Annotated in this window: 13 protein-coding genes; 9 read left to right on the forward strand and 4 right to left on the reverse strand. The window is 37.9% G+C overall.

Translation table 11 applies throughout. The features are described 5' to 3' along the window. Positions 1–278: 278 nt before the first annotated feature. A complete protein-coding gene (xerD, locus tag QZ738_RS19315) occupies positions 279–1178 on the reverse strand; it encodes a site-specific tyrosine recombinase XerD (RefSeq protein ID WP_293789636.1) in 900 nt (299 codons plus the stop codon). Between the two features lie 49 nt (positions 1179–1227). On the opposite strand from xerD, the gene aroQ reads away from it, so the two are divergent. After that, a complete protein-coding gene (gene aroQ, locus QZ738_RS19320; protein ID WP_293789693.1) occupies positions 1228–1644 on the forward strand; it encodes a type II 3-dehydroquinate dehydratase in 417 nt (138 codons plus the stop codon). Between the two features lie 181 nt (positions 1645–1825). Here aroQ and QZ738_RS19325 read toward each other — a convergent pair whose 3' ends face one another. Both QZ738_RS19325 and QZ738_RS19330 read right to left on the reverse strand, forming a co-directional pair. Beyond that, positions 1826–2839 carry a glycosyltransferase family 2 protein gene (locus tag QZ738_RS19325; RefSeq protein ID WP_293789639.1) on the reverse strand — a complete coding sequence of 338 codons (1014 nt, stop codon included), beginning with the start codon at positions 2837–2839 and terminating at the stop codon, positions 1826–1828. A 5-nt stretch (positions 2840–2844) separates the two neighbouring features. Then, on the reverse strand, positions 2845–3717 hold the full coding sequence (locus QZ738_RS19330) for a lysophospholipid acyltransferase family protein (RefSeq protein WP_293789642.1): 873 nt from the start codon (positions 3715–3717) through the stop codon (positions 2845–2847). Between the two features lie 39 nt (positions 3718–3756). Here QZ738_RS19330 and QZ738_RS19335 point away from each other — a divergent pair, with 39 nt between their 5' ends. The 6 genes from QZ738_RS19335 to bioB all read left to right on the forward strand — a co-directional run bounded on the left by QZ738_RS19335 (position 3757) and on the right by bioB (position 8595). Next, positions 3757–4368 carry a WbqC family protein gene (locus tag QZ738_RS19335; RefSeq protein WP_293789644.1) on the forward strand — a complete coding sequence of 204 codons (612 nt, stop codon included), beginning with the start codon at positions 3757–3759 and terminating at the stop codon, positions 4366–4368. Positions 4369–4373: 5 nt separating this feature from the next. Continuing rightward, positions 4374–5495 carry a magnesium/cobalt transporter CorA gene (gene corA, locus QZ738_RS19340; RefSeq protein WP_293789647.1) on the forward strand — a complete coding sequence of 374 codons (1122 nt, stop codon included), beginning with the start codon at positions 4374–4376 and terminating at the stop codon, positions 5493–5495. A 49-nt stretch (positions 5496–5544) separates the two neighbouring features. After that, entirely contained in the window at positions 5545–5787 is a 243-nt protein-coding gene (locus QZ738_RS19345) for a type II toxin-antitoxin system ParD family antitoxin (RefSeq protein WP_293789649.1), read from the forward strand. Further along, a complete protein-coding gene (locus QZ738_RS21400; protein WP_367268613.1) occupies positions 5787–6011 on the forward strand; it encodes a type II toxin-antitoxin system RelE/ParE family toxin in 225 nt (74 codons plus the stop codon). Before QZ738_RS19345 ends, QZ738_RS21400 begins: the two co-directional genes overlap by 1 nt. A 122-nt stretch (positions 6012–6133) precedes the next feature. After that, complete coding sequence (mgtE, locus tag QZ738_RS19350; protein WP_293789651.1) at positions 6134–7483, forward strand: magnesium transporter; 1350 nt, start codon at positions 6134–6136, stop codon at positions 7481–7483. A gap of 110 nt (positions 7484–7593) precedes the next feature. Beyond that, on the forward strand, positions 7594–8595 hold the full coding sequence (bioB, locus tag QZ738_RS19355; RefSeq protein ID WP_293789653.1) for a biotin synthase BioB: 1002 nt from the start codon (positions 7594–7596) through the stop codon (positions 8593–8595). A 169-nt stretch (positions 8596–8764) separates the two neighbouring features. On the opposite strand, the gene QZ738_RS19360 is transcribed toward bioB, so the two are convergent. Next, positions 8765–9175, reverse strand: a complete 411-nt coding sequence (locus QZ738_RS19360; protein WP_293789695.1) for an organic hydroperoxide resistance protein — start codon at positions 9173–9175, stop codon at positions 8765–8767. Between the two features lie 405 nt (positions 9176–9580). Between QZ738_RS19360 and QZ738_RS19365 the strand changes: the two genes are divergently transcribed. Further along, positions 9581–11998 (forward strand): gliding motility-associated C-terminal domain-containing protein, encoded by a 2418-nt coding sequence (locus QZ738_RS19365; RefSeq protein WP_293789655.1) that lies wholly within the window; start codon positions 9581–9583, stop codon positions 11996–11998. A 17-nt stretch (positions 11999–12015) separates the two neighbouring features. Further along, positions 12016–12996: a PorP/SprF family type IX secretion system membrane protein gene (locus tag QZ738_RS19370; RefSeq protein ID WP_293789658.1), complete on the forward strand. Its 981-nt coding sequence runs from the start codon at positions 12016–12018 to the stop codon at positions 12994–12996. Positions 12997–13004 lie beyond the last annotated feature (8 nt).

Here is a 13004-nt window from a genome sequence, read left to right on the forward strand (position 1 = left end):
ACCGCCGCCGAATGGCTCTTACTTTTTGGCATCAAAAAGTAACAAAAAATGCCGGCTGAAAATTTTTCTTTCAAAGCCAGTAATAGGGCTCGGTCAGTGGAATCCGAAAAATTTGTTAGGCCGGACTTAAGTAGAACGGGGGCACAGTGCGAAGGCCTTGTTAGACGGAAATACATTGTGCACAAGTGTCTAACTATCAAATGATAACAAAATAACGTAAATGGTAACTTGTTTCAGGATCTTTTATCATAAAGTTATTACCGTTATAATTGCTTAAACTAGGCCCTTGGATGAAACTGGGTAATTACTTCCCTCAAATAATCCCGATCAATATGCGTATAAATTTCTGTAGTGGTAATGCTGGAGTGGCCCAACATTTCCTGTACCGCACGTAAATCAGCACCTCCTTCTATTAAATGTGTGGCGAAAGAATGTCTTAAAGTATGCGGACTGATCGTCTTTTTTATACCTGCGGAAATAGCAAGGCTTTTAATCAGGTTAAATATCGAAATACGGGAAAGTTTAGCGCCAAAGCGGTTTAGAAAGACATAATCTTCATTTCCTTTCTTGATATTGGCATGCACCCGGACTTCCCTGATGTAAATGTCTAATAATTTAAGCGCTATACTGCCGATGGGTACCAAACGCTCCTTATTTCCTTTTCCAATGATCTTTATAAATTCGATCTTTTCAAACACATTTGAGATCCTTAATTCGGTTAATTCGGTTACCCTTAAACCGCAGCCATACAAGACCTCTATAATGGCTTTATTACGCATTCCGTCAGGTTTAGAGGCATCTATAGCGGCTATAAGTTCGTTAATTTCGTAAATATTTAAAGTATCTGGAAGTTTTCTGCTGAACTTTGGCGCTTCCAATAATGCAGTTGGGTCATTTTGAATTAGATCTTCGATCATTAAATAGGCGAAAAAAGCCTTTAATCCAGATATTACCCTGGCTTGTGTACTTGGTAACATTCCAAGTTCATTTAACCACGAAATAAATGATTTTAAATGGGTAACCGTGATTTCATCCAGCTTTGGTTCGAGATTCAGCGATTGGAAGTACTGGGTCAGTTTATTGATATCGTTCAGATAGGCATCAATAGAATTTCCGGATAATGACCGTTCCAGTTTTAAATACGATTTAAATCCTTTAATATATGATGACCAAAGCATGCTTTTATTTGAGATTTTTTATAACATTGCAACGTTACAACATTATATGATGAAAATACAAATTATTAACGGCCCAAACTTAAACTTATTAGGTGTTCGTGAACCATCTATTTACGGAAACACCAGTATAGAAGAATACATCAAAGAATTAAGAACGTTTTATCCAAACATTGGAATTGAATATTATCAGAGTAATGTTGAGGGGGAAATTATCAATAAATTACATGAGGTTGGTTTCAGTTATGATGGGGTAGTGCTAAATGCTGGTGGTTACACCCACACATCTGTGGCCATTGCAGATGCCATTGCTGCCATAAAAACACCAGTTGTTGAAGTGCATGTATCTAATATTTATGCACGTGAAGAATATCGCCATGTATCGTTAACCGGAAAAAACTGCCAGGGGGTTTTAACCGGCTTTGGCATGAAAGGTTACAAACTGGCGATTGAAAGTTTGTTGTCATAATTTGATTTTTTAACTAAGTGTTTCAGATGCTATATCTGATAACCCTCAAAAAAATTCGTCATTCACGCGCAGGCGGGAACCACGAAGTGATCAGCGAAGCTAATCTTAAAGCCTAAAGCATCGCGATTATATTGATGCACAAATTGTGGTTGCAATCGAGTTGTGAATCGCGATTCGCAACCTATTTTAATTTTGCAAAATATTGAATTTTCTTGATAAAGAATGCCCAAACGACACTGTTGTTGTACACCCCGGTGTGCTTAGCATAATCTTTCTGAATCGATTTGCGCTTTTTGTTTGTTTTTAAAAGCGATTTAACAAAATGCCAGTGGCCTTTGGTCACAGCCATCGTAAATTTTGGTTTTCCGGTCAGCAGGAAATGCCACCAGGCAATAAAATCAATAAACATTCGGATAATAATCCTGAAAATTGCATCACCTGCAGGAAGGTTTTTTTGCATGATGATAAGATTATTTCTGAAATTGAGGTAAGTCTTGAACGGATTTTCTGTTTGTAAAGTTCCACCGCCAACATGATACACTTCAGCATCCGGACAGTACATAATTTTATAGTTGAGGTTTTTCAAACGCCAGCAAAGATCTATTTCCTCCATATGCGCAAAAAGATCGGCATCTAACCCCCCGGCTTCTGCCCAGCATGAACTTTTAATAAAAAATGCAGCTCCACTTGCCCAAAAAACTTCGGTTGCGTCATTATATTGCCCCTCGTCAAATTCGTATACATTAAAGAGCCTTCCGCGACAGAAAGGAAAGGAATAAATATCCAGATACCCTCCGGCTGCACCTGCGTATTCGAATTGTTGTTTGTTTAACTGCCATTTAATTTTGGGTTGCGCCGCAGCAATACTGACGTCTTTCTCCATCAAGTCGATTACCGGTTTTATCCAATCAGGTGTTACTTCCACATCAGAATTCAGCAGGACAAAATAATCTGCTTCAACTCGTTCTAAAACCTTGTTGTAGCCTCCGGCGAAGCCATAGTTCTGGTCGTTCTGTATAATTTTAACGGCAGGAAAATTTTCCTGTAAAAATGAAACGGAATCATCGGTGGAAGCATTATCGCCCACAACAATTTGCAGGTTATCATATTCAGAAAGCAGGATTCCGGGTAAAAATTGCTTTAGATATGCTTTTCCATTCCAGTTTAAAATGACAACAGCTACAGATGGATTCATTCTTTTTATTCGGGTTTAAATTTCCAGCGCTTATGACTCCAGAGCCAATATTGGGGCTGTTCTTTTATAATATTCTCTAAAAACTTAAAATGCAGATCAGTAATCCCAAATTCGTGTATACTTTCCGGATTCAGGCACAGGGGCAACACTTCTACATGATAATAGCCTTTTTTAACCACATTTACTTTAAAATAATATATGGGCCTTTTGGTCGATTTTGCAATTTTTTCTACCCCCAGGAGTGCGGCTGTTGGCTGATTTAAAAAATCGGTAAAATATTTGGTTTCTTCTTTTGTAGGCGATTGGTCGCTCGCAAAACATAATAACGTAGGTTCATTTTTGTAAGCAGCAATTCCCCGTAAGGTTTGCCTCATGGCAATAAAAATATTCCCATACCTGGTCCGCATACAATCAAACCAGGTTTCGAAAATTTTATTTTTGATCGGTTTAAAAATAACCAGGGTTTTGGCCGATATGCTTAATCCAAGCGCAAGGGTACCCAATTCCCAGTTTCCATAGTGGCCGGTACAGGCCAATACGCTTTCTCCTGTTTTAAAGTGCTCCTCCAATTGTTCCAACCCCGTAAACTTTACCCGTTTTAATACTTCTGATCTGGAAATACTGGTCATTTTAATGATTTCGAAAATAAGTTCAGCCAGATACAAGAAAAATTTTTTCTCTATAGCCTTTATTTCAAAAGTGGATTTTTCGGGAAATGATTGCGTTAAATTTTGCCTGACAACTTTTTTTCGATAGCCAATTACGTAATAAAGCAGATAATATAGTAATCTTGCAAAAAAAAGGAGCAGGGGAAGAGGAAGCAGCGATAACAGGTACAAAAAAAATACGCCAACGTGCGCAATCCCTCTCTTAATCATTATTTTTAAAACGTTTCATCTACAAACATAAATTTTCAAATGCAGAATACAGCTATACTTCCATTATTTTATCTTCCGCCGGTAGGTTATTTTAGTTTATTGCAAAAGCTGGGAGACGATTTTTTAATAGAGAAACATGAGCACTTAGCCAAGCAGACTTACCGTAACAGGGCCAGCATTTATTCGCCCAATGGCAAACTTGACATCACTGTTCCTGTGGTGAAAGGTTCTAAAACACATACCAAAATGAAAGATGTGCGGATCAGTTACGATTTCAACTGGCAACGTTTGCATTGGTTAAGTCTGGAAAGCTGTTACCGCAGCTCTGCTTATTTTGAGTTTTACGAAGACGAACTCAGTCGTTTCTATACCAATAGATTCGAGTTTTTATTCGATTATAACCTCGAACTGTTAGATTGGCTGAACAAAAAATTAAAGTTAAATAAGCACTTTGAATTAACAGCTGAGTATTTTGATAATATCCGGCCTGAACTCGATTTCCGCGGAGCCATGAACCCCAAAAAACCGGAAGATCTGACAAACAATAAACCATATTATCAGGTATTTGAAGATAAACATCATTTTTTACCCAACTTAAGTATTGTTGATCTGTTATTTAACCAGGGCCCGCAAGCCCGGCTATATTTATAAAGTATATGGGAAAAAGTAAGCCACGTAATCGTCATAAGCACTACAAAGTTCCGGCTCCCGGCACTAGTCCGGGTTTATACGCCATTGATGAAGATGCGTTAAAACCAATTATTGTACTGCATACTTATAATGATAAGAGTTATAAGAAAACCGAACTGGAAAATATCAATAATATCGATAAACTGATCGAAAACAAAGATTTTTTTTACTGGTTTGACATCAAAGGCCTGGCTGATCCCAATATATTCGAAACTTTGTATGCCAAACTTGATATCAGCAGGCTCGTACTGGAAGATATTACCAGTTCTTATCAACGACCTAAACTGGATGAATACGATAATGATAAATACATTTTTTCGGTAAGCAGGCATTTATATTTGAGCGATGAAAATGTACTCTGTAATGATCAGATTTCTTTTATCTTATCAGAGCGGACCTTAATCACTTTCCAGGAAACTTATGCAGATTGTTTCGAGCCGGTAAGGAAACGTCTGGAAATAGGAAAGGGCAACATCCGCATCGGTGGCAGCAGTTATTTGATGTATGCCATCATGGATGTAATTGTAGATAATTATTTTGCACTGCTAAATTTCTGGGGCGAAGAATTAGATGCGATTGAAGACCGGCTATATGACCATCCCGATAAAAGGATCATGTATGATACACAGGCCATTAAAAGATCTTTGATTACGATTAGAAAAGTAACCTGGCCGGAAAGGGATAAATTAAATGACATTATCCGCTCAGACAGTCCGCTAATTTCCGATCTCACCAAAACCTACATGAAAGATGCTTACGACCATTGCATCCAGATCATCGATTTTATCGAGTCATTAAAGGAGATTGCTTCTGCTAACATCGATATGAATTTATCGATCATCAGTAACCGCATGAATGAAATCATGAAGGTATTGACCATTATTTCGTCTATATTTATTCCATTAACCTTTATAGCGGGTATTTATGGAATGAATTTTAGTAGAGAAGATCCTGCAACAGGAAAAATACTGAAAGATAACATGCCTGAATTGTATGTGGAGCACGGCTATTTGTACACCTGGCTGGTGATGGCAGTGATTGCCATTATCCAGGTGATTTATTTTTGGCGCAAAGGATGGTTTAAATAGCGTTTGCTTTACATACCAATAATTGGTATATTTAATTAATATGATGATTATGGGAAGGAACACATCAATTCTACTAGGAGATCATTTCGATAATTTTATTAATGAAAAAATTGCCTCTGGTAAATTTAATTTAGCAAGTGAAGTAATTAGAACAAGTTTAAGACTTTTAGAGGAAGAAGAAAAGCAGATTGAATTATTGCGTGAAGCATTAAAAGTTGGTGAGGAAAGTAGATTCGTAAAAGATTTCGACCCAGTTAAGCACTTGCAAGCGTTACATCGCAAGCATTTATAATGATTAAGTATCGCATTAGTGAGCCTGCACTGATAGATTTGGAAGATATCTGGTTACACACCTTTCAAAATTGGTCTAAAGATCAGGCAGATAGATATTATAGTTTATTGCTTAGTGAATATGAATATTTAGCTGATCATTTTGAACATGGAATGGTAATGGAACATATATCAAAAGTGTATAAATCTTCCCAGATTAAATCACACATCATATTTTTAAATTAGGTGATGACGGCATAGTGGAAATAATAAGGGTTTTACATCAAATGATGAATATTAAACGTCAGTATTTGTAAAAATCAATTGTTAATATTTGTAGCTTTATGGCATTTTGGTTTAGGTTATAAATGCAGTCATTCGAAATAGATAAAAGCGACGTACTCAAGGTTAAAAATGCGATTTTAGCTGGTGATGAGACTTTAAAATTAGTTTTACAGGAATACCATGCCTCGGAAATTGCGATTTTGTTCGAACGTTTGGATAAATCCGAACAGCGGCATATCATAAATCTTCTTCCTTCCGAAATTGCGTCAGAGATTATCTCTGAAATGGATGAAGAATCCCATCCGGAAGAACTACTCTTCGAGTTACACCCTGATAAACGTACCGAGATTGTTGAGGAGCTGGATTATGACGACGCAACGGATATTATTTCACAGTTGGAAGATCATGAGCAGAAGGAAATTCTGGAAGATCTGACGGAAGATCATGCGTCAGAGATCCGGAACCTTTTAACCTACGACGAAAAAACCGCTGGCGGTTTGATGAACACAGAACTGATCTGTGTAAACATTAACCTCACCAAAAAAGATGCAATTGACGAGATTATCCGACAGAGCGAGGAAATGGAAGAGTTTTATACCATTTATGTGGTAGACGACGACGAAGTTTTTAAAGGTATTGTTTCGTTAAAAGATATTATCAAGGCAAAACATAATGCCAAATTAACCGAATTGGTTAATATAGATGCAGTTTATGTACATCCTGATACCGACCAGGAAGAAGTAGCCAGCCTAATTTCGCAGTATAACTTAACCAGTATTCCGGTAATAGATGAACATCAGAAACTGCTGGGCAGGGTAACTTTCGATGATGTGATCGATGTAATGGAAGCGGAAAGTACGGAAGACATCTTAAAAATTTCAGGGGTATCAGAAGATGAGGAGTTGAGTGGAAATTGGGTAGAAGCCGTAAAATCGCGTTTACCCTGGTTAATCATCAACCTGGGCACAGCTTTTCTGGCCTCATCAGTGGTGCGTTATTTTGATCCTACAATCAAACTGATCCCATCATTGGCAGCTTACATGACGATTATTGCGGGTATGGGTGGAAATGCTGCTACCCAAGCACTTGCGGTAACGGTAAGGCGTATATCGCTATACGATTTAACTGATAAACAAGCTTACAGAACGGTATTAAAAGAATTTACGGTAGGCTTAATCAATGGCGCAGCTAATGGTTTAATTGTATTTATTTTTGCCTTCTTTTTTGATGGAAACCCTATGCTCGGTTTGGTTATCTTCCTGGCTATGACCGGTAATCTGATTATTGCGGGTATAACAGGTGCAGGTATTCCACTTATTTTAAAACGTGTAGGTATTGATCCTGCCATTGCATCATCTATAATTATTACTACTTTTACCGATGTTTTTGGATTCCTGTTAATTTTAGGATTGGCGAGCAAACTATTACTATAATCAGGACTTACCTGATCTAGTGCTATTAGCTTAATGCTTGCAAAACTAAATTTAGGGCCTATTAATTTAACTAAGACCACAAAAAATTAAATCTGTAAAATCTGATCCCAATGCAAACAACAAGACACGATTGGACAAAAGAAGAAATATACGAAATTTATAACAGACCATTTTTGGATCTGGTTTATGAAGCCGCAACCATACACCGTGAAAATAAAGACTACAATGAAGTTCAGGTCAGTTCATTAATTTCCATCAAAACCGGTGGATGTGCAGAAGATTGTAGCTATTGCCCACAAGCGGCCCGCTACCATACTGATTTGGAGGTGCAGCCCTTAATGCAGGTGAGCCAGGTGGTTAGCGCCGCGGTAAAAGCCAAAGAAGGTGGCGCATCGCGTTTATGTATGGGAGCTGCGTGGCGCGAAGTGCGCGACAACCGCGACTTTGATCGTGTAATTGAGATGGTTAAGGCAGTGAATGATATGGATATGGAAGTTTGCTGCACATTGGGCATGCTTACCGAAAACCAGGCACAACGTTTAGCTGATGCGGGTTTATATGCGTATAACCATAACATTGATACTTCTGAAGACGATTACAAAAGGATTATATCAACCAGGACTTATGACGACCGTTTAAATACGATAAAAAATGTAAGAAAAGCCAAGCTAACGGTATGTAGTGGCGGTATTATCGGTTTAGGCGAAACCGTAGAAGACCGCGTTTCCATGTTACAGACTTTATCAAATATGGAGAAACATCCAGAATCGGTTCCCGTTAATGCTTTGGTACCCGTAAAAGGGACACCTTTGGCAGATCAGCCACGCGTTCCCATCTGGGATATGGTCAGGATGATCGCAACAGCACGTATCGTAATGCCAAATTCGGTAGTACGCTTATCAGCTGGCAGAAACGAAATGAGTACATTGGAACAGGCATTTTGTTTTATGGCTGGCGCAAGTTCTATTTTTGCAGGCGACAAATTATTAACCACACCGAATCCGGCATTTGTTGACGATATGGCCATGTTTGAATTATTAGGATTAAAAACCCGCGATGCCTTTAAAAATGGCAGACCCGCCAATACCATTGTTGAACAGGAAGCTGTTTAATTCGTCTTCCGATGCTATCAGCTGTTTCCAACTGATAGCCATGTAGATTTCAAACCCTAGTGTACGATAAATAAGCAAGTCCTGGATTTAATCCGGGACTTTCTTGTTTATCGTATTATTTGCAATGCGAGCTGTTTCCAGCTTACAGCACAACAAATCGATAATTACCTTACACCGCCGTTACCCTCACCTCGATATTACCTCTGGTAGCTTTAGAATAGGGGCATGCCCGATGTGCTTTTTCTGCTAATGTTTGTGCTTCCTCATGCGAAATGCCTGGAATATGCACATCCAAATCGGCCGAAAGTGCAAATGAATTTCCATCTTTATTAAACGAAACGAGTACCTTAACTTGAGCTTCGCTAACATCAACACCTTCGTGTTCGGCTATAGAGCCTAAAGCTCCTAAGTAGCATGGTCCCCAAGCCGCGGCAAATAACTCTTCCGGGTTTGTAGCACCTCCTTGCCCTCCAAGTTCTTTTGGTTTTCTTAAATCGAAATCCAAAATTCCATCACTTGATTTAATGTGTCCGTCTCTTCCTCCGATAGCTGTAACTTCAGCTGTATATAACTTTTCCATCATAATTTCTGAATTGATTCAAGGTTAACAAATGATACTTGTCCTTGTTTTTAGTATTCGAAAAGACTGCCTAATCATACCATTATAGAGCTAAATGAAAATTAGTGAAGACAAATAAAGGCCTGTTCATGTAAAAAAATAATATCTCGATTATATCAACTTTTGTAAAAAACCAATATAAAATCAGCTTCCCCATATTTATCACCAATACCGTTTAACATGTAAAATATTTATAATCAAGGTATTAAATCAAATATTATTTACAAATCCTTTTCTTATAAATCTTCGTATACACATTTATGAGTAATAGGTTTCGTGTAAAAAACTATGACTTTGACTTGACATAAAATGCGCCAAACATGCCAAAACGATATTTTTATATCATAACAGCTAAAAATCATCCTAATGGCAAATAGATTGTATTTGTTGATGCTCATAGCAAGTATTGTTATGCCATCCAGATTAATTGCGCAGTCCGCTCCGGAGAATATCGGATTTGAAAATGGAAATTTTCAAAACTGGAAAATTTATGCAGGTTCTATTGCAATCGAGAATAACCATAATGTAGTGACGATGAATGAAGTGCCAAAACCAATTTCGGGACGGCATACCATTATCAGCAACAAAAATATGGTTGACCAATATGGCGGTTTTCACCTGATTCCACCTTCAGGAGGAAATTATTCTGTTAAACTGGGAAACAATGCAACCGGGGCACAAATTGATGGAATCTCTTATATGGTTAATGTTCCTATCGATCAATCGACATTTACACTAACTTACCAATATGCGGTAGTTCTGGAAGATCCGGATCACGAATCATTTGAACAGCCACGTTTTATTGCCAGGGTTAAGGACGTAGAGAAAAATGAATACATTCCATGTGCATCATTCGAATTCGTAGCGACCTCATCATTACCCAACTTTAAAAAGTCTGCGGATTATGAAAATGTTATTTATAAGGATTGGTCGCCAGTAACCATCAATTTATCCGGTTACCAGGGTAAAAAATTACTGATCGAGTTTATCAGTACCGATTGTTCAAGAGGACAACATTTTGGCTATGCTTACTTAAATATCAAAAATGTATTTGGGGATTTAATTACCGGTAATACTTATTGTGCCAATGCTGATGCTGTTAATTTATCGGGTCCGAGTGGCTACCAAACCTACAACTGGTATAGCGAAGACCGATCTGTAAAATATGGTTCAGGGCAATCAATCAACATAAAACCAAAACCTGCAGATGGTTCCCGAATCCTGCTGGATATGGTACCTTATGCAGGTTTTGGCTGTCCAAATACAGTAAGTACCGTTATTAAAGGGATAGGTTATGAATTCAATGTTCTACAAAAAGATATCGTATGCCAAAATGCGGAGATAGACCTTTTGTCTACAAAATATATTCTTAACAAAACGGAAGGTTTTACCTATCAGGTTTATGAAGATAAGGATTTAACCAAACCGATCAAGGGAATGGTCAAGATTGCTTCCGATCAAACCTTTTACATTAAAGCCAGCAATAATAAAGGCTGTGAAAGTGCGGTTCCTTTAGAGATCTCCGTGTTTAATGCGGCAAACATCAGTGTCAGAAATCCTGAAACAGTTTGTTATGCTGAATCTGTAGACATTACGGATGCCGCTTTATACCTCGGCAACCTGGAAGGAATTAACAGATCTTATTTTGCAGATGAAGCGGCTTCGCAAATCATTGCAGATCCACAGCACATCACTAAAACGGGAAAATATTTTATCAAATTTTCCAATCAATCGGGCTGCAGTAAAATTGTCCCGATTGAGGTGAACATCAAAAACAAGCCTGTTTTAAATGTAAACAATCCTAAACCAGTTTGTAAAGCCTCCAAAATTGATATTACTGCACCAAATTATTACATAGGAAGCGATGCGACGTTCCAATACAGTTTCTATGCAGATGAGGCATTAACCATTCTTTTAACCAATCCTAAAGAGATCGATAAATCAGGAACGTATTATATAAAAGCAACCAATGCAGATGGATGTACGGTAACGGACAAAATTGAAATAACCATAAGTGATATCCCTGTACTACAGATCAAAGATCCTGAAACAGCATGTTATCCAGATAAAGTTGATATTTCTAATCCAGCGCTTTATAGCGGATCGGGCGATAATTTAAAGTACTCTTTTTTTTACGATGCTGCCTTAAAAAATCCGATTAGTTCTCCTAAAACCATTACCAAAGCAGGCACTTATTATGTTAAAGCAGTAAACGATGGAGGCTGCTTTACCTCTGGCAAGATACAGGTAAGCTTTAATATCGCACCAAAGATAGTACTGAATAAACCAAAGGCCATTTTTGAGCAAAGTTTTATTGATTTAACTGATCAGGAAATTACCAAAGGAAGCAGCCCTTATGTAAGGGCAGGTTATTTTGAAGATGAAAATCTGAAGAGGCCTTTAGCGAACCCAACAAGAATAAACAAGGCAGGAGTTTATTACATTTCTATACAGAATGAACAGGGCTGTATAGCTTCTGCTCCAATTGAAGTTGAAATCTTACCTCAGCCAAAAATAGTTGTACCCACAGCTTTTACCCCGCAAAAAGAAACCAATAACCGTTTGTATCCATTTTTGGTCGGTATTCAAAAGTTAATCAGTTTTAAGGTATACAACAAATGGGGAATTTTAGTTTATCAAAGTGCAGATTTAGCAAATGGAGGATGGGACGGACAGTATAACAGCAAAATGCAACCTTTGGAAACGTTTTCCTGGTTTGCAGAAGGTATTGATGTGTCAGGTGATAAAATTCAATCAAAAGGAAAAACTATACTCATACTATAATGCAAAAATCGCTACTCATGTTTTGTTTTTGCCTTACTACGGTATGTTGTTGGGCACAAGATCCTAAGTTTTCTCAATACTTCGCTGCACCTTTAAGTCTGAATCCTGCATTTACCGGTTTTTTTGACGGCGATTATAGAATTGCCGCCAATACCAGGCAACAATGGGGCAATCTGGGCGATCCCTACAATACCTACAGTGTATCTGGCGATCTGAAATTGGTAGAAGACGAAAATTTTACAAATAGCTATTTCAGCCTGGGCTTGAGTGGACTGTTTGATGAATCTCTGAATAAAGCGTTAAAATCACAATATATTAGTGCGAGCTTTTCTTACTATCAGTATATGGACGAAGAGCATCGTTTTAAATTTGGTTTGGCACCACAACTAGCCTATGTTTCCAGATATCTGGATTACAACAAACTTACTTTTGCTTCTCAATACAATGGTACAGGTGGTTTTGATGCTTCTATGCCTAATTACCTCGATTTAAAGAATGATAAAACATCCTATTTTGATTTAAACATCGGTGCTAACTTTGCAGCCAATTTTGATTATTGGAGTGTTGCCCTCGGATATGCACAATACCACCTAACCAAGCCCAGTGAATCCATGCTCAGCAATAGCAACGAGGTGATTGCCGCGCGAAGAACCGTCAATTTAGGCTTGCTTTACTTAATGAACAATAACGTCGATTTAAACTTTACAGGAGTTTACAATGCGCAGAAAAATAACAGGGATCTTATTTTCGGTACCGTTTTAGGCTTAACACCCGGCGATGAAGCTAAAATGAAACTGAATGTTGGCATGTGGTACAAATTCAACGAAGCTTCATTTTATCCTTATATTGGCGTAGCCATAAAAAATGTGAGTGCAGGGATTAATTATACCGTTTACGGTAGTAAATTAATGAGTGCTACGCCACGTACATACGAACTTTCTTTAATCTACAGGCATAATAATTTTAAGGGCTTTAAGGTTCCTTGCCCTAAATTTTGAGATTAACC

The sequence above is a fragment of the uncultured Pedobacter sp. genome (assembly GCF_913776295.1).
GTDB lineage: Bacteria > Bacteroidota > Bacteroidia > Sphingobacteriales > Sphingobacteriaceae > Pedobacter.